The organism is Thermodesulfatator autotrophicus (assembly GCF_001642325.1).
In the GTDB taxonomy this organism is placed as follows: Bacteria; Desulfobacterota; Thermodesulfobacteria; order Thermodesulfobacteriales; family Thermodesulfatatoraceae; genus Thermodesulfatator; species Thermodesulfatator autotrophicus.
The window spans coordinates 12,970-32,686 of the sequence record NZ_LSFI01000015.1; the positions used below are offsets into that span (position 1 = coordinate 12,970).

At 42.7% G+C, this 19,717-nt stretch carries 19 protein-coding genes; 12 read left to right on the plus strand and 7 right to left on the minus strand.

Annotation, left to right across the window (positions count from 1 at the left end; all coding sequences use genetic code 11):
- The first annotated feature begins 10 nt into the window (after positions 1–10).
- From murD to ftsZ, 7 genes are read left to right on the plus strand one after another with little or no spacing between them, the layout of a single operon-like run.
- Entirely contained in the window at positions 11–1,387 is a 1,377-nt protein-coding gene (murD, locus tag TH606_RS03895) for a UDP-N-acetylmuramoyl-L-alanine--D-glutamate ligase (RefSeq protein WP_231887735.1), read from the plus strand.
- The gene (gene murG, locus TH606_RS03900) at positions 1,387–2,451 is read left to right on the plus strand and encodes an undecaprenyldiphospho-muramoylpentapeptide beta-N-acetylglucosaminyltransferase (protein WP_068541464.1); all 1,065 of its coding nucleotides are present in this window, start codon (positions 1,387–1,389) and stop codon (positions 2,449–2,451) included. Before murD ends, murG begins: the two co-directional genes overlap by 1 nt.
- Positions 2,444–3,832, plus strand: a complete 1,389-nt coding sequence (gene murC / locus TH606_RS03905; RefSeq protein ID WP_068541465.1) for a UDP-N-acetylmuramate--L-alanine ligase — start codon at positions 2,444–2,446, stop codon at positions 3,830–3,832. Before murG ends, murC begins: the two co-directional genes overlap by 8 nt.
- Positions 3,829–4,719 (plus strand): UDP-N-acetylmuramate dehydrogenase, encoded by an 891-nt coding sequence (murB, locus tag TH606_RS03910; RefSeq protein WP_068541467.1) that lies wholly within the window; start codon positions 3,829–3,831, stop codon positions 4,717–4,719. The genes murC and murB overlap by 4 nt, the downstream gene beginning before the upstream one ends.
- Positions 4,700–5,470 carry a cell division protein FtsQ/DivIB gene (locus TH606_RS03915; RefSeq protein ID WP_068541469.1) on the plus strand — a complete coding sequence of 257 codons (771 nt, stop codon included), beginning with the start codon at positions 4,700–4,702 and terminating at the stop codon, positions 5,468–5,470. The genes murB and TH606_RS03915 overlap by 20 nt, the downstream gene beginning before the upstream one ends.
- 6 nt (positions 5,471–5,476) lie before the next feature.
- Positions 5,477–6,670: a cell division protein FtsA gene (ftsA, locus tag TH606_RS03920; protein WP_068541470.1), complete on the plus strand. Its 1,194-nt coding sequence runs from the start codon at positions 5,477–5,479 to the stop codon at positions 6,668–6,670.
- The gene (gene ftsZ / locus TH606_RS03925) at positions 6,667–7,818 is read left to right on the plus strand and encodes a cell division protein FtsZ (RefSeq protein WP_068541472.1); all 1,152 of its coding nucleotides are present in this window, start codon (positions 6,667–6,669) and stop codon (positions 7,816–7,818) included. The genes ftsA and ftsZ overlap by 4 nt, the downstream gene beginning before the upstream one ends.
- Here the strand turns inward: ftsZ and TH606_RS03930 are convergent.
- Both TH606_RS03930 and TH606_RS03935 read right to left on the minus strand, forming a co-directional pair.
- On the minus strand, positions 7,815–8,207 hold the full coding sequence (locus TH606_RS03930; protein WP_068541474.1) for a DUF3135 domain-containing protein: 393 nt from the start codon (positions 8,205–8,207) through the stop codon (positions 7,815–7,817). The two genes, ftsZ and TH606_RS03930, sit on opposite strands and share 4 nt — an antisense overlap.
- A 14-nt stretch (positions 8,208–8,221) precedes the next feature.
- On the minus strand, positions 8,222–9,037 hold the full coding sequence (locus tag TH606_RS03935) for a YkgJ family cysteine cluster protein (protein WP_068541476.1): 816 nt from the start codon (positions 9,035–9,037) through the stop codon (positions 8,222–8,224).
- A gap of 467 nt (positions 9,038–9,504) precedes the next feature.
- Between TH606_RS03935 and TH606_RS03940 the strand changes: the two genes are divergently transcribed.
- On the plus strand, positions 9,505–10,806 hold the full coding sequence (locus TH606_RS03940; RefSeq protein WP_068541478.1) for a multiheme c-type cytochrome: 1,302 nt from the start codon (positions 9,505–9,507) through the stop codon (positions 10,804–10,806).
- A 46-nt stretch (positions 10,807–10,852) separates the two neighbouring features.
- Here TH606_RS03940 and TH606_RS03945 read toward each other — a convergent pair whose 3' ends face one another.
- Genes TH606_RS03945 through TH606_RS03960 form a run of 4 tightly spaced genes read right to left on the minus strand, consistent with a single transcriptional unit; the run spans position 10,853 to position 13,879 of the window.
- On the minus strand, positions 10,853–11,869 hold the full coding sequence (locus tag TH606_RS03945) for a c-type heme family protein (protein ID WP_068541480.1): 1,017 nt from the start codon (positions 11,867–11,869) through the stop codon (positions 10,853–10,855).
- A complete protein-coding gene (locus TH606_RS03950; protein WP_068541482.1) occupies positions 11,870–12,721 on the minus strand; it encodes a hypothetical protein in 852 nt (283 codons plus the stop codon).
- Positions 12,721–13,026: a hypothetical protein gene (locus TH606_RS03955; protein ID WP_068541484.1), complete on the minus strand. Its 306-nt coding sequence runs from the start codon at positions 13,024–13,026 to the stop codon at positions 12,721–12,723. The genes TH606_RS03950 and TH606_RS03955 overlap by 1 nt, the downstream gene beginning before the upstream one ends.
- Positions 13,019–13,879, minus strand: coding sequence for a hypothetical protein (locus TH606_RS03960; RefSeq protein WP_068541486.1), 861 nt, complete (start codon positions 13,877–13,879; stop codon positions 13,019–13,021). Before TH606_RS03960 ends, TH606_RS03955 begins: the two co-directional genes overlap by 8 nt.
- 140 nt (positions 13,880–14,019) lie before the next feature.
- Between TH606_RS03960 and selA the strand changes: the two genes are divergently transcribed.
- Genes selA through TH606_RS03975 form a run of 3 tightly spaced genes read left to right on the plus strand, consistent with a single transcriptional unit; the run spans position 14,020 to position 17,702 of the window.
- Positions 14,020–15,411 (plus strand): L-seryl-tRNA(Sec) selenium transferase, encoded by a 1,392-nt coding sequence (gene selA / locus TH606_RS03965; RefSeq protein WP_068541488.1) that lies wholly within the window; start codon positions 14,020–14,022, stop codon positions 15,409–15,411.
- The gene (locus TH606_RS03970; protein ID WP_068541489.1) at positions 15,412–16,938 is read left to right on the plus strand and encodes a tetratricopeptide repeat protein; all 1,527 of its coding nucleotides are present in this window, start codon (positions 15,412–15,414) and stop codon (positions 16,936–16,938) included.
- 2 nt (positions 16,939–16,940) lie between these two features.
- Positions 16,941–17,702, plus strand: a complete 762-nt coding sequence (locus tag TH606_RS03975) for an MBL fold metallo-hydrolase (RefSeq protein WP_068541490.1) — start codon at positions 16,941–16,943, stop codon at positions 17,700–17,702.
- Here the strand turns inward: TH606_RS03975 and TH606_RS03980 are convergent.
- The gene (locus tag TH606_RS03980; protein ID WP_068541491.1) at positions 17,699–17,968 is read right to left on the minus strand and encodes an amphi-Trp domain-containing protein; all 270 of its coding nucleotides are present in this window, start codon (positions 17,966–17,968) and stop codon (positions 17,699–17,701) included. The genes TH606_RS03975 and TH606_RS03980 overlap by 4 nt on opposite strands.
- 134 nt (positions 17,969–18,102) lie before the next feature.
- Between TH606_RS03980 and TH606_RS03985 the strand changes: the two genes are divergently transcribed.
- Entirely contained in the window at positions 18,103–19,341 is a 1,239-nt protein-coding gene (locus tag TH606_RS03985; protein ID WP_068541492.1) for an OmpP1/FadL family transporter, read from the plus strand.
- Positions 19,342–19,717: the final 376 nt, after the last annotated feature.

Sequence of the window (19,717 nt, forward strand, 5' to 3'; positions counted from 1 at the left end):
TGAAGGAAAGATGATAGACAAAAAGGCCGTGGTTCTAGGTTTTGGACGTTCTGGGCAGGCGGCAGCCCGATTACTTCTGCTTTCAGGGGCTAAAGTTATTGTTTCTGATCGTCGTCCTAAAGACAAGCTTTCTACAGCGTTAGTGCGGTCTTTTGAAGAGCAGGGGGTTCTTTTTGATACCGGCGGTCATCGTCCAGAATTATTTGAAGGGGCTGATCTCGTAGTCATTAGCCCGGGAGTGCCCCGTGAGGTGGCGGCGGTGGCCTATGAAAAAGATATACCGGTTATCGGAGAGCTTGAACTGGCTTATCGCTTTCTTCTTCCAGAGAAAAAGATTATCGCCATTACAGGTACTAACGGCAAAACCACCACCACCGCCATGGTAACTGACATTTTACGTCTTTCTGGCCAGAAGGTCTTTGTGGGTGGGAACTATGGTACACCGCTTTCTGAATTTATAATCAATGGCCAGAAGGCTGATTACGTGGTGCTTGAGGTTTCAAGCTTTCAACTGGAGACCATTGAGACTTTTAGACCCCATATAGCCATAATTTTAAACATTACTCCTGACCATCTTGAACGCTATGCAGACTTTAATGAATATGCCCTAGCTAAGGCTCGCGTTTACGAAAATCAGACCATTGATGATTTTCTCCTTTTGCCAGAGGAACTTTCAGCTCCTCTCCCCTTTCCCAAAGCCAGGGTGCTCTTTTTTGGTGAAAAGGTAAACTCTGGGGCTGAACTCAAAGGGAGTTCTTTTGTTTTGCACCTGCCTCAAGGGCGAGAAGAATACTCTCTGGCAGGCTTTAAGCTTTTAGGAGAGCATAATCGTTTAAATTTTGCGGTGGCGGCGCTGGCAGCCAGGTTGGCTGGGGCAACTCCTCAGGGAATAAGAGAGGCCATAAAAAATTTTATAGGTTTTCCGCATCGTCTGGAATTTGTAGGCACTTTTGGTGGGGTTTACTTTGTGAATGATTCCAAGGCCACTAATGTTGACGCTACTTTAAAGGCCCTTGAGGGGCTGGTAGGCCCTATAATTTTAATCATGGGCGGTAAACACAAAGGAGCTTCTTATTTTCCTCTTTTGCCTTTAATAAGGCAAAAAGTAAGGCTTCTAATTCTTATGGGAGAATCGCGTTACGTGATGGCTGAGGATTTGCGGGAAAGCACGGAAATAAAAATTGTAGAAAACCTGGAAGAGGCGGTGGCGGTGGCCATTTCAGAGGCCGTTCCTGGAGATACGGTTTTACTTTCACCTGCTGCAGCCAGTTTTGACCAGTTTGAAAACTATCAGGAGCGAGGGGATATCTTTAAAGAGTTAGTTAAAGGCTATGCTCCCCAGTTTCTTGGAGAAGACAATCGTGCAGATATGGTGACTTACCATTGATGAGGGTGGTTATAACCGGAGGTGGCACAGGAGGGCATCTTTTTCCTGCCCTGGCCGTGGCCGAAGAAATCGTTGCTCGTGGAGGAAAAGTGTTGCTGGTTGGCAGTGGCCGAAAAATTGAAAAGCTGGTTGCCACTAAAACGCCTTATCAGGTGAGTTATTTGCCGGTAGAAGGTGTTTTGGGCAGGTCTATGGGAAGTAAAATAAGGGCCATGGCTAAAATGTTTCTGGCTACTGGCAAGGCCTTAAAAATTCTCAAAAGGTTTTCACCACAGGTTGTACTTGGCGTAGGAGGTTACGCCTCAGTGCCCATAATGCTTGCCGCGAGTCTTCTCAAAATAAAAAGGGCCATTCATGAACAAAACGCCATACCTGGCCGAGCCAATCTCCTTTTGGCCAAATTGGCTCATCGTATCTTTATTACGTTTCCTGAAAGTCAAGCTTATTTTTCCGGAAAGCGAACGGTGATTACCGGCCTGCCTATCAGAAAAGAGCTAACCTGTGGCCAGCGAGAACATGATGGCATAGGGCTTCTGGTAACAGGGGGCTCTCAAGGGGCACACCGTTTGAATAAACTGGTTGCAGAGATATTCCCTCGTTTGGTTGAAAAGGTACCCGCGGTTCGGCTTTTCCATCAAACAGGTGAAAGAGATTTTAACTGGGTAAAAGAGGCCTATCGGCCATTTTTAGAAAGGGTGGTGGTTAAGCCCTTTTTTCATGATATGGGCTGGGCCTATGCCCAGGCGGATTTAGTACTGGCAAGAGCCGGGGCCTCTACCGTGGCAGAAGTTGCTATTTTGCAAAAGCCAGCGGTTTTCATTCCCTATCCCTACGCCATAAATGACCACCAGTTTTATAATGCCCAGGTGCTTGTCAGGCGAGAAGGGGCTTTTGTTATGCGCGAGAATGAACTCTCAGAGGAAAAGCTCCTTCACACCTTGAGTTCTCTTCTTGCCGATGAGGAACGCCGCCAGAAAATGGCCAGGAATCTTTCTGGAGTGCTTCCTGAAAATGCTACCGAAAGAATCGTAAAAGAATTGGAGGAATTTATCGCTTATGCGTGAATATAAAAGAGTTCACTTTGTAGGTATTGGTGGGATAGGCATGAGCGGGCTTGCTCGCCTGCTCTTAAGGCTTGGCTTTGAGGTATCAGGCTCCGACTTAAACCCTTCTGAAACTACAAAGATGCTTGCTGATGAAGGAGCCATTATTTTTTACGGCCACCACCCTAAACAGGTGGAAGGGGCTGATCTCGTAGTTTACTCATCAGCCGTGTCTCAGGACAATCCAGAACTCAAAAGGGCGAAAGAGCTTGGCTTAAAAGTAATGCCTAGAGCCCAGATGCTCGTAGAGATTATGGAACTTCACCGTTTCAACCTGGTGGTAACCGGTGCCCATGGCAAGACTACCACTACTTCCATGCTGGCTTCTGTGCTAACCAAAGGCGGTTTAAGCCCAACAGTGGTGGTGGGGGGCAAGGTAAACGGCTTTGATGGTAACGCCTGGCTGGGTGACGAAAGAGAGTATCTTCTGGCGGAAGCTGACGAAAGTGACGGTTCTTTCCTTAGAATGAGCCCTGACCTTGCTATTATTACTAACATTGACAAAGAACACCTTGACTTTTACCGGGATTTTGAGGAAATCCTTGAAGCCTTTGCGGCATTTGTAGATAAAGTAAAAGGAAAAGTTATAGTCTGCCTTGACGACGAAGGCGTTAAAAGGCTCCTCCAAAGAAAGCCTTATGCCAAATATATCACTTATGGCTTTGATGAGCAGGCTTTTTATAGGGCACGGATTATTAAAGAAGGAGCTCGCTCGGTCTTTACCGTGTTTGAAAATGATAATTTCCTTGGCGAGGTGATGGTGCCCTTCCCAGGCAAGCACAACATTTTAAATGCCCTGGCCACGGTGGCACTGGCCAGAACCTTAAAAATCCCTTTTAAAAAGATTAGAGAAGGCCTTTCGGCTTTTAAAGGAGTCCGGAGGCGTTTTGATTTAAAAGGCCAGGTGGGTGAAATTTTAGTTTTTGATGATTATGCCCATCATCCTAAAGAGATTGAAGCTACGATAAGAGCGTTTAAAAATTCTTTTCCTGAGAGGCGTCTGGTAATCCTTTTTCAGCCACATCGTTTTACGCGCACCAAGGCCCTTTTTGACGACTTTGTCAGGTGTTTTGATGAGGCTGAGGTGCTGCTGGTTACAGACATTTATCCGGCTTCTGAAAAACCAATTCCTGGAGTTACGGGAGAAGCTCTGGCTAAGGCCCTTAGCAAAAGGCGAAAGGGACTTACTTATTACGTGCCAGGAAATGGCCTGGCGCTTGCCCGGGTATTGGACATTTTGAAACCAGGCGATGTTTTCGTGACCATGGGAGCTGGAAACATTTATCGCCTGGGGGAGAAACTTTTAGAAGAACTTGGTTTGCGTCAGCGAGAGGTGGCATGAAAGTTTCAAGCTTGTTAGCTAAAGAAGGTTTTATATTCAAAGAGAAAGAGCCCCTTTGGCGGCATACTACTTTTAGAGTTGGTGGGCCAGCTGACTACCTGTTTTATCCTCGCAATTTTTTAGAGCTTTCCCGGGGGCTTGAAATTTTTAAAGCCGAGGGAGTCCCTGTCTATTTTTTGGGCGGAGGAAGTAATCTCCTGGTAAGAGATGGTGGTTTTCGGGGAGCCTTTATCTCTCTTTCAAGGCTTGATTTTTGTGAACCTGAAGGTGAAAGAGTGAGGGCTGGAGCAGGGGTATCGTTAGCAAAGCTTCTTAATTTTTGTGCTCTTAATGGTTTAGCAGGGCTTGAGTTTCTGGCAGGAGTTCCTGCCACGGTGGGCGGGGCTGTTAAAATGAACGCCGGGGCCTTTGGCCAAGAAATAGGGCAGTTGGTAGAAGAAGTAACAGTTTATAAGGACGGAAACTTTCTTTCTCTTAGTCGCGCCCGGCTTAGTTTTGCCTACCGTTTTTCCAATATTCCTGATGAAGCGGTGATTATGGCTGTTACTTTTCGTCTTAAGAAGGATTATCAAGAGCGAATAAATGAGCGCATGGCTGATTGTTGGCGGCGGCGCAAAAAGACCCAGCCCTTAAATGAGCCATCTGCTGGCTGTGTTTTTAAAAATCCACCAGGCTTTTCCGCCGGAGCTTTGATTGACCAGGCAGGGTTGAAGGGTTTGCGTTCTGGTGGCGCAGAAATTTCTCGCAAACATGCTAACTTTATCGTAAACCGAGATGGAGCAAGGGCCCAGGATATTTTGAGGCTTATTGATTTTGCAAGAGAAAGGGTTTTTCAGCTCTTTGGGGTGGAGCTTGAGGAGGAGCTTCGTGTGGTGGGCGAAGGCTAAAAAATTTTTGGTCCTGTTAATAGGCTTTATGACGCTGGCGGCTCTTGTGGTAGCCGGGGTCTATATTAAAAAAAGCCCTTATTTTGCCCTATCAGGGATAGAAATAACCATAGAAGGTAAACGCTTTCTCAGTAAACGGGATGTTTTTGAAAGGGCAAACCTTATTCTTGGAACAAATATTTTTGCCTTAAATCTTAAGGAAGTAAAAAAGCGCCTTGAATTTCACCCCTGGGTGGCTGAAGCCTTTGTTTCTCGTAAACTACCCAACAGGGTTTTTATAAAAGTAAAAGAAGAAAAACCCATAGCTATGCTTTCCATAAACGGCGAAATCTGGTTGGTGAATGAAAAGGGATACATCTTTGCCCGGGCTCCACGGGTTTTATTAAAAGAATTGCCAGCCCTTGAGGGCGTTTCCTCAAAAGAAATTGAAAATCGCCACTTGGATCCTCAAAAGTTAGAGGTCTTAAGACTGCTGGTGAAACTTAAGAAAAATGAAACTTTAGTGCCACCTTACGCTAATATTTCGCAGATAAAGTTTTTACCAGATGGCTTTTTATTGCTTACGAGAGACGCTTTGTTGATAAAGTTTGCCGGAAATAGCCTTAAAGAATATGAAAAGGCTTATAAAAAGCTTGACCGCATTTTTGTATATCTTTATGACACCAAGCAGTATCATCGGGTAAAAATGGTAAGGCTTGATTATCCAGAAAATTCAGCGGCTTTGATTTTTAAGAAAGGCCAGAGGAGTTAGGGTTAAATGATTGTCGGGCTTGATGTTGGTACAACTAAAGTATGTTGCCTAGCGGCAGAAGAAATAGAAGGCGAGTTAAGGGCCATTGGTTTGGGTATGGCCAATGCCTCAGGGCTTCGCCGCGGGGTGGTAGTAAACATTGAGAGCACGGTAAGCGCTATAATAGAGGCTGTGCAACAGGCGGAAGAGGCCTGTGGAGAAGAAATTACCAACGTCATTGTAGGGATTGCCGGAAGTCACATTCGCAGCCAGCAAAGCCACGGAGTGATTGCCTTAAAGTCAGGAGAAGTCACGGAAGAAGACGTTCAGCGGGTTCTTGAAGCAGCCCAGGCCATTAACCTTCCTAATGACAGGCTTATCTTACACGCTATCCCGCAAGAGTATATCGTTGATGAGCAGAGCGGGATTGAACAGCCTATAGGCATGAGCGGAGTGCGCCTTGAGGCCAAGGTGCATATTGTAACAGCGGGTGCTTCAGCGGTGCACAATCTAGTTAAATGTGTAGAAAAGGCCGGGCTTACGGTTGACGCCGTAGTTTTACAACCGCTGGCTTCAGCGCACGCCGTGCTAACAGAGGAAGAAAAAAAACTCGGGGTAGCTTTGATAGACTTTGGCGGCGGCACTACGGATGTGGCTATCTTCCTTGAAGGAAATCTTAGATATACCAGTGCAGTAGGAGTAGGGGGCCAGATACTTACCAGCGATCTTACCGTTGGGCTCCGTACCACCATGGCAGCGGCTGAGAAGCTCAAAGTCCATTACGGTAGCTGCCTTGCCCCTTTGGTGCCAAGAGAAGAATATATTGAAGTACCAGGGCTTGGCAATCGTCCAGCTAGAAGGCTTTCGCGTCAGGTTTTAGCAGAAATCCTTGAACCGAGGGTAGAAGAGCTCCTTGAAATTATAAATACTGAACTTGAAAACTCGGGCCTTAAACCCCGTCTTGGTTCAGGGGCTGTTATAACCGGAGGCTCCTCTTTGCTTTCAGGACTTCTTGAGATGGCTGACCAGATTTTTGAATTGCCCACAAGAATTGGCTATCCCAAAAGACTCCCTGGTTTAACTGAGGAGGTAAATCATCCTCGCCTGGCTACCGCGGTAGGACTGGTGCTTTTTGGGCGTGAAATGGATCTTCACAGACAAAAAACGCAACCTAAAAACCCACTTAAAAAATTATTTGAAATCCTGGGGAGGGGGCTATGAGCTTTGAACTTTTAGAAAGTGAATATCAGGCCAAAATCAAAGTAATTGGTGTGGGTGGTGCCGGCGGAAACGCCGTCAACAATATGATAAGCAAGGGGCTAAGGGGAGTTGAGTTTATCGTAGCCAATACCGATTATCGTGTTCTTGACCTTTCTCCCGCGCCGGTAAAGATCCAGCTAGGCAAAGAACTGACCAAAGGTTTAGGGGCTGGTGGAAACCCTGAAGTGGGCAAAGAAGCAGCTATTGAGGCGGAAAACGAGATAAGAGAGGCCCTTGCCGGAGCGGATATGATTTTTATAACCGCCGGGCTTGGCGGGGGCACCGGTACTGGAGCAGCTCCCATTGTAGCCCGTATCAGTAAGGAGCTTGGGGCTTTAACTATTGCCGTAGTAACAAAACCATTTTCTTTTGAAGGAAAACCCCGTGCCAAGATTGCCCAGAAAGGTTTTGAGGAGTTAAAACGAGAAGTTGACACCATTATCACCATTCCCAATGACCGCCTAAGGGCTCTAGCCTCTCCCAAGGCCAAGTTGCTGGATATGTTCCGCCAGGCTGATGATGTGCTTTACTATGCGGTGCGAGGAATCTCCGATTTAATCCTTTTCCCTGGTTATGTAAACCTTGACTTTGCCGACGTAAGGGCGGTGATGAGTGAGATGGGGATGGCCCTTATGGGTACAGGCGTTGCCAGTGGAGAAAACCGGGCTGAAGAAGCGGCGCAAAAGGCTATCTCTAGCCCGCTGCTTGACGACGTTTCAATCTCCGGGGCAAGGGGTGTTCTTTTGAATATTACGGCTTCTGCTGAAAGTCTTACCATGGAAGAAACTGAATTTATTTCTGAGCTGGTCTCTAAAGAGGCTCACGAAGAGGCCAAGATTTTCTGGGGCGTAGTATTTGACGACCAGGCGGGCGACGAACTGCGGGTTACGGTGGTAGCCACTGGTATCGGCGCAGAGGAAGAGGCGGCTGAGCCTATAGCTGAAGTGGTTAATCTTGGAGAGGTTAAAAGGGAAAGCCAGCCAGAAAGAGAAGGGCAACCTAAGCTTGCTAAATTCTTAGAGACGAAACGCAAAAAACGCATTCTTGAGAAGCTCCCTTCAGAGGAAGAGCTTGAGGTGCCGGCGTTTTTGCGGCGCAAGGCGGATTAGTTTTTTCCTTTGGCTTTACCCATGGGAAAAGGAATTATTTTAGCGTTTGTTTTAGGTTCAGAGGGCAGAGACGGTGAGCGGCCTTCTTTAACATCTGTAAGAATGGCTTTAAGAGTTTCTAAGGATTCCAGAAAACCGCCTTTGCCGTAAACCATATCAAGTAACATGTCATAAAGCCTTATACAGGCCCCAAGCGGGGTCTTGGCTTTTTTCCTCTCCATATCAATACGCCACTGAAACTTGCGTAACTTTTCCTGGGTTTCAGTAGGAGCCCGAGAAATGGCTTCATCAATTAGGGCCTGGCGTTCTTTTTCAAAGGCCTCTGGGTCTTCTCTGGCAAGTCTTGCCATTTTTTCAAACCAGTCATCAAAATGTTCCTGGTTAATCATAGGTGACTCCTGATTTAAAAAGGCTTCATCTTTTTCTTTTCAGATAAGTCTTTCTTAATGGGAATCAAGTTTTCCCCGTAAAGAACAGTTTTTAGCCATTTGAAACCAAACTGGAGTAGAGAAAGGTCATCTTCTTTGATTTTTTCAAGGGTTTCTTTATCAACTTCGTAAATATCAAGAAAACGGCTTTCAAAGACGAAACTTCTGAACCTTTCTGGGTTGGTGCTGACCATAAAAAAGAGTTCAAGGCTTTTTTGAGGTACGTCTATCGGGCCTAAAGATTCCTTTTTCATGATGATTTCTACCCATTCAAGAACTGGCTCTTCAAACTCAGGAATGCCTTGGGATTTACGATATTCTTCTACGGTGATTTCTGGGCCGGAATCAAGCCCCTGGCAGAAACCTTCTTTTACCAGGTAGTAAAAGTCTTCGTTGCGGCCTTCGTCCCGGTTGCGGAAAATTCCAAGGCCAAGGGGATAATAGCGACAGGCAAGTGGACGGTCTTCATAGACCTGGCAGCCTTTATCTGAAACAAAGGGGCACGTTTTGTGTTCATCATCGCGCATTTTGAGACGGGCCACCGGGAGTTTAGATTTAGGTAGAATAAAGGGCTCGGTGTAAGCCAAAAGGAACTGATCTGTAGTGAGCTTTAACCTGTTGCGCAGGCGCAGAATATCATACGGGGTAAGAGGAAGATAAAGCTCAGAGCAGCAGAGCTTAAAACACGGGACTCCAGGGCCACAGGTAAACTTAAATTTGGTGTGTGGCTCAAGTTTTATAGGGACGATTATCCTATCTGTGCCTTTAAGTTCTGTTATAGCTTCACCCATAGGGCCTCCTAAGTTTTATAATCTTCTTATGTTAGCGCAGATAGTGGCAGTGAGCAAATTTTTGTGGATGAGGCTAGACGAAATTTTTGGCCCGGTTTTTCGCTTAAGCTCAATGGAATACAAATTCTGTTATCGCCAGGCAAGAAGGATTGCTTCGCTCCGCTCGCAATGACGCAGTAGGGAGGCTCGTAATGACAACCCAAAAAATTGTCATCTGTTTTATATTCTCAATTAATTATTCAAATATTTTGTTTAGGATATGCTTGGGGTTGGAAAATATTATATCAATATGTAAACTATTTATTCGTAATTATAGTATATTCTAATAATCACATTAAGGAGTCTTGAATGCTATTTTGTTGTAATATAAGAAAAGACTTGCCAAATTTTTTTCTTTATTTTATCTAATCATTAGGGACTTAAATTTTCACCCAATTTTTAAAGTTAATTTAAATAAGGAGGGAGTTATGGGGAAAGGTAGATGTTTTCTAAGTATTTGCTTGGCTTTGGCCTTTTTGATGTCAGCGGCTTATTCTTTGGCTGCTCAAGACGAAGAGAAAGTTAAAAAAGCCTGTATTTCCTGTCATGAAAAGATTAGCCCTGGTCAGGTGATGGATTGGCGTGCCAGTAAACACGCTGCCGAAGATATTTCCTGTGCAGACTGTCACGGAACAGCGCATACTTCGGAAAAAGATGTTGCCAAGGCTAAACTTCCAGATGAGCATGTATGTGCTGAATGTCACCAAGAGCAATTTGATCAATTTGTGCGTGGCAAACACAATCTTGGCTGGAAGGCTTTAAATGCCCTTCCGGTAACTCATCTTGAACCTGATGAGCTGATGGAAGGTGGTAAAGGTTGTGGTGGCTGTCACAACATGGGTATAAAGAGCGAAAAGGAAAAGCAAGAGCTCCATGCTCGTGGCTATCGCTACCAAAATAACTCCTGTGACGAGTGCCACACCAGGCATGCCTTTTCCAAGAAAGAGGCTCTTGATCCCCATGCCTGTCAACAGTGTCACATGGGTTATGACCATCCTCAGTGGGAAATGTGGTCAAGCTCAAAACACGGCACACGTTATTTTGCGAAGTTAGCCGGGAACCTGCCTGAAGGAGCAGCGGCACCTAAGTGTCAGGACTGTCATATGCCTAATGGTGACCACGAAAACCGTACGGCCTGGGGCTTTCTCGGGGTAAGGCTCCCTCTTCCTGAAGACAAAGAATGGGCTGCGGCTCAAGTTACTCTTCTTAAGGCTCTCGGCGTACTTGACCCCATGACTGGTAAGCCTACCGCTCGCTTGCAAGTAGTTAAGGATCTCCAGCTGGCCCGCCTTACTAAGGAAGACTTTGACCGTGAGCGTAACAAAATTAAAAAGGTATGTTATCGTTGTCACTCTAAAGACTATGTTGATTTCCAGTTCAAACAGGCTGACCAGTATTATAAGCAAATAGACATGATCATGGCTGAAGCGATAAACATTGTGGCTGACTTATATAAAGATGGTATCCTTAAAAAGCGTGGTAATCAGGCTTATCCTTATCCTGATTTTCTCTACTTTATGAGAACTGATTACGGAGCGGGTTTTGATAAGCTTGAATACATTGAACAAGTGCTTTTTGAAATGTACATGAAGCATCGTATGAGGGCCTACCAGTCCTTCTTCCACATTAATCCTGACTATGCTTACTGGTACGGCTGGGCTATGATGGTAAAAGACTTAGGTGAAATTAAAGAGCTAGCCAAACAGATGCGTGCTACTCACGGTAAATAGTTAAAAAAAATTATTAAAAAAAGGGGGCGCTTAGCGCCCCCTTTTTTTATTTGCGTTTTTTGAAGCGTTCAATAAGAATCTTTGTACTTATTCGTAGCCTTTCTAAAGCAATAGCTACTTGTGTTAATTCATCTTTCACTTTTTCTTCATCTAAACCTTTAACCCCTAAGTCAACATCTAATTTTCCTATACTAATATTTCGCGCAGCATCTCTTATTTGTTTGATACGTATTACCATCCAATAAACTACTACAAAACTACCAAGCGTCATGAAAAGAACGGTTAAAAATATGGCCAGAAGGAAAAAGTTTTCAGGTGCAGGTCTAAAGAAATGAGCTGTTGTTCCCTTAAAGTCAGGAAAAATGGTAACACTTATAATTCCTCTTAAATCTCCTTCTTTATAATTCATCCCCCGTTCAGCTGAGGGGCCATATTTCTCTATGATTGCTTGTTTAAATCTTGGATCTATTTTTTCAGTAGTTCCATGACACTTAAGACAGCCTTTTTTAACTTTTAAAACTTTTACATACCGATAACGGTAACTCTTGAAGTTGAAGAATCCGTCTTTTAGGAGTGTCCCAAGTTCTTCTTTGTTTTCATCTTTAAGTTTTTGGATAGCCATTTTTTCAAATTGGTCAGGTTTACCTTCTGGACTTATTGGTCTATCTGATACTACTTTAAAAATCCATTTGTATTCTTTTAATTTTTTCTGTGATATATTAGAAAGTTCTCTGGTTGCTAGGGCTGGATTATGTAGATAGAAATTTGTGTTAAATTCTTCGGTAATTAAGTTTTCTTTAGTAGTATACAAATTTGTTTTTTCATTGTTGGCTTTTAATAAGTATCCAAATTGTTTTTCATATTTATCTTTTGTCCATATTCCTCCATAAGATGCTGTCCACTGCCTAAACATTATGATTTGTTCTGCTACTGTTTTTGCTTTTTCATATAAAAACCAGTTGTATAGTTGATAAATGGTAACTATCGTGCATCCGACTAGCCCTAAACCTAAAATTATCCAAAAAAATATGTATTTTGTCAGAATAGAAAGTTTGTTTGACATTTATTCCCTCCCAGTTGCTTCTATAATTTCAAAAAATTTATTTTTTACTATTTCTTTACATAAATAGCCTTCAAAGATGCAATCTTCAGGAATTTTTTGGGCAATAGATTCTATAAATAATGATGTTTCACTATATGAGAATTTTTCTTTTTCTATATTTAGCTCATCTAAAGTTTCAATGATTAGCAATTCAGCTACAGGCCCTATTATTTTAGCTAAAAATTCTTCAAATTCTTCTATTTTTTCTTTTTCTACTAATCTGTTTTCTTCTTCTTTTGTTTCTTCCGATATTTTTGCTTCAATTAATCCAGCTTTGAATAATTTGTTTATGGATTTTAGTATCCCTTTTAAAGGGATATTTCCAAAAATTATTTCTTCAATATTTGTTCCTTTTATAATTTGTCCATATACCCATAGATCTAGTGTGTTAAAATTCTCTTCTTTTAATTCACCCTTGATAGAAAAGTTTATGTTATTATTTATTAATTTTTTGATTATATGACTTATTTCATCTCTTTCAGTGGAAAAGTTTAGCAGAAAATGGGATATAGGAATGCATTGTTTGTTTTCCTTAATTTTTTTTTCTTTAAAATTAAAATAGAAATTATTCCATGCTGAATTTATATAGTGGAAGTAGCTTTTCCATGTTTCTGGTATCTTTTCTTTATCTTTTAATTTGCTTAAATAATTTGCATTTGTATTTATTTCGTGTATATGTCCTTTTTTTACTTTAATTATAAAATTTTCTTTGTCGTTATTTATTATAAGATTTCCTTCTTTGTTTTGATTCTCTATTATCTGCAAAATATCAAAAATTTCTTCTATGTCTTTTGCTTTGCCGGCGAAGGCCATTATTCTATCCTTTCAAGGACTTTTATTAAAATTTTTTTAGTTAATTTTCTGTTAATTATTTCTTTTATTTTTTCTTCTATTTCATCTATTGTTTCTTTTACAGTTTCTACTACTTCTTCGTCTGATATTTTTTCTTTTTTAATTTCTTCTTTGACCAGGGATATGGGCACTAGTTTTTCTTCTTGTCTTATTTCTTTTTTTTCTTCAATTTTGTTTTCAATGTTTTCGTTTTCAAATATGTTTTCCATGTCACCAAATATTTCTTTTATTATGGTTTCTTTTTTGGTTTCATCGGTTTTAATCATTTTCTTCCTCCTTGTTTAATTTGTTAATGATATTTTCTTTTTCTTGTGGTGATAAATTTATTTCTTTTTCTATGAAATTTGATATGGCTTGTTTGAATGGTCCTATGAATTCTTTTAATCTTTCTTTTTCTAATATAGTTAGTTCGCTGTTTTCTAGTTTAAATACCCCTAAAAAAGGGTCAATCACTGGAAATTTTTCAGCAAGATTTTTATGTATGAAAAATAGAAAGTCTTCATCAAAATCTCTTTTAGTGGTTTGTTTATACGTTTTTGATAATTCTCTGATTGTTTCTTTTATTTTCCTCATCTCTTCTTGATAGTTGATCTTTTTCCCTTTATAAATCCTGGCTTTTACTTTTTTGTTTTCGATAAAAATTGATTTATCACTTAGATTCCATATTATTTTTCCTTCCCATAAATAAATGGCCTGTTTTTTATCTTTTGAATCTATCTCTATTATGCAATTTTCTTTTTTTCTTTTTAGTGCTACTATTTTTTCTCCAAGTTCAAGTCCAAATATTTCTAGTCTAGTTGTTAGTTTTTTAGTCAAAAGTTTTTCTAATATAAATATTTCATCAGGGTAGCTTTGGTAGGCTGTTATTACGCCTTTATTTTGCTTCCATGTGTTTTCAACTTCCTGAAGCGTTCTTTTCTGGCGAATATTCTCTTTTTCTTCTATGAAGCTTAAAAGGCTACCTTCTTCAAAAAGACCTATTAATTCGTGGTTATTACCAAAGGATACATGTAATAAGCCCGTAAATAATTCCCCGCCAAAGGTCTGGATTAAGTTCATCGGAGTGGTCATTTCAGAAGGGATATTGGTAAATTTTGTTTGAAAAGGTGGAACAACCATACTTTGTCTTTCCCCCTCTTTTTGTTTCTTTTCGGAAGATTGACTTCACACATTAAATTTCGGTAATTTTCTTTCTTATTTACAAATGTTTTCTTTTGGCCTATCTTTCAAAGCGCAATCCAAATAGCGGGAGTAAATTGATGGAAAAACAGGATCTTTTAGCTTCTATTCCGCCGATAAATGAGATTAAAGAGGAGCTCAAAAGCCTTTATCCTAAGGTTTTAGAAAAACTCTTGGTGTTAGTAGCCAGAGAAGCTGCCTCTCAAATTAGGCAGGAAGTTCTAGCTGGAAAGAGAGGTACACTTAATAAAGAAGAAGTTTTAAAACTTGCCCGAAAAATCCTTGAAAAAAAGCTAAAACCAAGCCTGGTAAGGGTAATAAACGCCACCGGGGTGGTGGTTCACACCAACCTGGGGCGTTCGCCCCTGGCTAGAGAGGCCCTTGAAGCCATAGAGGAAATCTCGGCCTACTACTCCAACTTGGAATACGATCTGGCTACCGGCAAAAGGGGTAGCCGCTATGTTCACGTGGAAGAGATTGTTCGGGAAATCACCGGAGCAGAAGCGGCGCTGGTGGTTAACAACAACGCTGCCGCTGTTCTATTAACCCTAAACACCCTGGCTTTAGGGAAGGAAGTAATTGTTTCGCGAGGGGAGCTTGTGGAAATCGGGGGGGCTTTTCGCATTCCAGATGTGATGGCTCGCTCTGGGGCTATTTTGCGAGAGGTAGGGGCTACCAATCGTACCCACCTGCGGGATTACGAAGAGGCCATAAACGAAAATACAGCCTTGCTCCTTAAGGTCCATAAGAGTAATTATGCCCTTCTTGGTTTCACTAAAGAGGTTTCAGGAAAAGATCTGGTAGAACTGGGCCGAAAATATAATCTCCCTGTAGTAGAAGACTTAGGTAGTGGTTGTTTTGTGGATTTGTCTAAATTTGGTCTTCCAAAGGAGCCTACTGTTCAGGAGGTTTTAGCTGCTGGTATAGACGTGGTGACTTTTTCAGGAGATAAGCTCCTGGGAGGGCCCCAGGCTGGTATCATTGTAGGCCGCAAGGAGCTTATTCACGCTATTCGTAAAAACCCCCTTAACCGGGCAGTGAGAATAGACAAAATGACCATCGCTGGGCTTGAAGCTACTCTCAGGCTTTATCGTGACGAAAAAGAAGCCCTTTTTAAAATTCCCACGCTGCATTTTATAACTTTGCCTCCTGAAGAGATAAAGAAAAAGGCTATTCGTTTAAAAAATCGTCTGAGAAAGAGGCTTCCTAAGGAGGTAAAGCTCAAAATAGTTGATACTATTTCCCGGGTAGGAGGAGGGGCCATGCCTCTGGCTAATCCTTCTTCTTACGCTTTAGCCATTGAAACTCCCAGGCTTTCAGCCTCAAGATTGGAGCGCTCTTTAAGAAATGCTTCGCCACCTATTATTGGCCGCATAGAAGATGACCTTTTCTTATTGGATATGAGAACGGTTTTTCCAGAAGAAATACCAATTATTAGTGAAGTTTTAGAAAAAATATTTGAGGAGGTATGATTGAAGCTACCCCCAAGATGGGCCCTTGAACATCTTTTTCCCTTGCTTGGAGAAGTTTTAGCCCCCCTTTTGCCAGTGGACTTTAAAATTTCTTCTGAAAAGAGTGACTGGCCATTAAGGTATTCAGGAGAAGAAGTCGCTTATTTACATGTGAATTCTTCTCTTACTGAAGAAGAATATAAAAGATGGCAGCCATTAATGCTGGCACACTTTGAACAAACCCTGGCTTTTCTTATCAGGGATTATCTTATTAAAGGCTTTCCCGGGCCTGAAGTCTTGAAGCGCGTTTTAAAAACAAAACCCCTTACCGGGCTTTTATTAAAGGTTAGCTCAACGAGCTTTCTTCCTGAAAAAGCATATGCTATCTCTACCAGGATTTTTTTTATTCCTGTTCAGGAGTTAAAACCTAAAACTTTCCTCAAAAATTTGTGGCAGAAAGGGACAAATTTTTTAGCTATTTCCTGTTCTTTATCTTCTCCTGATGACATAAAGCAGGCCCTTAATACTTTATCTCTTGCTGAAAACTTTGGTTTTTCCTGGCTTACGGAAAGGGGTGAAAAATATTTTCCTGTATCATTTTTCCTTGAGCAGCAAAAAGTTTTGAACCAATTTTTAAGGTGCTCAGGGAAATATACCCTGGTTTGGGCCAAAGGGCCAAAACCTTCTCTTAACTGTTTGACCAAAAAGGCCAGGAGGGTTTTTCCTATGGCTGATGACGAAGCTATCCTGGCCTTTTCCGAAAATCTGGAAGAAATAAAATATCTCCTCTCTTCACTTTCTTTAAAGGCTGGGGTAAGGCCGCCTGGCAAGACTAAATATCCCTTAAAAGAAGTTTGGGCTGCTTTTGAACACGCCAAAAGGCTTTCTTCTGATGAACCGGTAGTCTTTAGTCCATACAGCCTTCACGTGTTAGGAGATGTGTTGCTTGATATGGGAGACTTGTTCGGGGCTTTAGCCTGTTATCACGCGGCCAAAGAAAAAACTCCACAGCCAGTTGAGCTTTTAAACAGTATGGCCTACATATTCCTTGAACTTAAAAATTTCATTGAAGCCGAGAAGGCCCTTAAGCAAGCTATTGCCATTTCTCCAGAAGACCCTATGCTTCACTATAATCTCGGGCTTTTTTTTGAAAAAATAGCTAAAAACCCTTTACCAGCCTTTGAAAAGGCTTATTCTCTTGCTCCCAAAGACGCTATTTTTGCTGAGTCTTTGGCGGCTTCTCTGGCCAGAGAAAACAGTTGGGATAGAATTAGAAATATTTTAGAGGGACTTTCCCTTTCTAAGAGGGGAAGATTATTATTGGCCAGGGCATATTATGAGTTAGGTGAGCTTGATAAAGCCTTTGAGATTTTTAGGGCGCTTGCCAATGAAGAGCCGCAAAACCTTGAAGTGCTGGCTTATCTGGCTTTACTTTACATTCAGCTTAAAGGAGACTTTGGAGTGGCAGAGGCGGTGCTCCCTCAGCTTGAGGAACACCACGAACTTAAAAAATTGGCTGAAAACATCAGATTTTTCATGGAGTCATAGATATGAAGCTTACTGTCCTTGGTTCAGGAACAGGCTGGCCACGCCTTGAAAGAGGTGCTCCAGGTTATCTCTTACAAATAGAAGGGGAAAACATCCTCCTTGACATTGGCCCGGGCACTATTCCTCGCCTGCTCAAGGTGGGTTTAACCCTGCCTGATATTGACGCCATATTTTTGAGCCATTTCCATCCCGACCATGTAACGGACTTGATTCCCTTCTTTTTTGCCACCCGTTACTCCCTGGGTTACCAGCGAGAAAGGCCTTTTCTCCTGGTGGCAGGAGAGGGCTTTTCCCTTTTTTGGGAGGGTCTTAAGGCGGCTTTTGGCCACTGGGTTGAGCCTCCTCAGGGGCTCCTTAAACTTCAAGAGCTTTCTTGTGCCTATGAGTCAGCTTTTATGAGCCCTCCTTTTATGGTGCGGTCAGCCCCGGTTAAACATAATCCAGAAAGCCTTGCCTACCGCTTTGAACACCAGGGTAAAAGCCTTGTTTATTCAGGTGACACTGATTATTCTGAAAATCTGGTAAAGCTGGCAGAAGAGGCTGACTTATTAATTCTTGAGTGTTCAGCCCCTGAGGGCATGAAAAAAGATGGCCACCTCACCCCGGGCCTTTGCGGACGTATTGCTGGTGAGGCCAGGGTCAAAAAACTAATGCTTACCCACTTTTATCCACCCTGCGATGAGGCTGACCTTATTTCTCCCTGCCGCGCTCTTTATGACGGAGAAATTATTCTGGCCAGAGACTTCTTGACTACTGAGCTTTAACCAAGGGTAAGCGGGCCCTCGCTTTCGCCTTCGCGCCATTCTATTTCTACTTCGAGGGAATATTTAGTTTTAGAGGCCTTGATTTTTTGTTCAGCTTTTATCTCAAGGGTAACATTTTGGGGCATAACCAGGGTGATTTCTTCGGCCCCTTTTCTCAAGATAACTTTTCCTTCGGTAATTTTATCAGCCAGGGCCCTTAAAAAATCAGCCACTTCGGCAAGAGACTTGGGTTCTTCAGACTTAAAAAGAACTTTTTCTTCGGCCATAAATCCTCCTTTCTAAAAGTTTGAATCAAATCATAACAAAAATTTTTAAAAGTGCCAGAATAAGTAGATATTTTTGGTTGACAAGACATTTATTTTTGCGTTTAAAAGGCCCTAAAACTTTGTTAGGAGGGGCTATGAAGAAGAGACTGGGTTTAATTTTGGTTTTTCTTTTATTGGTTACGGGTAGGGCCTTTGGTGCAGGGTTTCAGCTTTTTAATGAAGGTTCGGCCAGGGTTATGGGCCTTGGAGCTGCGGTTACCGCCCGCGACGACATGGTTGAGTCAGCCTGGTATAACCCTTCGGCTGCGGTTTTTTTCTCCCGGCCTGAGGTGCTGGCAGGCTCTGCTTTAGTAATTCCTTCTATTAAATACGAGCCTAAGGCCGGCGGTGAATACGAAATGATAGACCGTGTACATCCTCTACCATTTTTCTATGGAGTTTTTCCGGTTACCGAGCGGGTGGCCCTTTCTTTCTCTTTTAATCTTCCTTACGGGCTCACCACTGATTGGCCTGATGACTGGCCAGGAAGATACGACGCTGACTATACCAGCCTTAAGACTTTTTTCTGGGTGCCAAGCATTTCTTTTAAACTTAATGACAAGTTTGCCATCGCCGTGGGAGCTCAGCTGGTTTACGCTGACGCCAAAATGGAAAACGCTATAAATGTTTCTCCTTTACCAGACGTAAGAGCCCGTCTTGAGGGTAGTGACTGGGCAAACGGTTGGCTGGTGGCTTTAACCTTTAAACCATGGGAACACACTACTTTTGGCCTCATTTACCGTTCAGAAATCAACCTTGACCTTGAAGGTGTGGCCAGTTACGAAAATGTTCATCCCCTATTGTCTAACGCCTTTAAAAGAGGAGATGGCGAGGTTTTTCTCACCTTGCCTGATACCCTTTCTTTGGGAGTCTCTACCAGGATAATACCTGGGTGGATATTGAGTGCAGACCTTCTCTGGAGCGGCTGGTCTTCTTATGAAAATTTAACCTTTAAGTTTGAGTATCTCCCGGGAACCGGGCTGCCTGGCACTCTGGTTAAACCTAAAAACTGGCATGACCGCTGGGCTTTACGCTTGGGAGCAGAGTATGCTCTTAAGCCCAGCTGGAAGCTTCGCTTTGGTTATGTATATGACCCTTCACCCATTGATGATTATACCCGCGGCCCAGAGCTTCCCACCAACGACCGCCAGCTCTTTAATATCGGTGTGGGTTACCTTAAAGGTAACCTTCAAGTTAATGCCGCTTATACCTATTTAATCATGGATGATGCTTCCACTGCTCCCCTGGGTTCACCGGCTAATAGCTCTGGTCTTGATGGGGACTACGAAGGTGATACGCACATATTTGGCGTGGATGTGAAATTAAAATTCTAACAAAAGGCCCCGTAAGGGGCCTTTCCATAAAGGTTAAGCCAATACCAGCTCGCCTTTAAAGACCTGCATATTTTGGATTATTTTGCCTGTCCCTGAGACTGTTTCGCTTGTCCCGAGCGAAGTGAGGGAGCTCCTCGCAGTGACAAAGTGAGCTTGTCATTGTGAGCTTCCATGCACTCTGTCATGGTGAGCCCTTCTCTCCTACTGTGTCATTACGCGCTTTTTTTCTACTTTGTCCTTGCGAGCCAAGAAGTGTGAAGCAATCTCGCCAAAGCAGTCTCAGCCAAAGCAATCCTTGTCGCGAGGACCCCGCTACCGTACTAATCTCAGGTCCCAAGACCCAGAAATTTTAAAGTCTTTTTTACTGGTAAAAGCC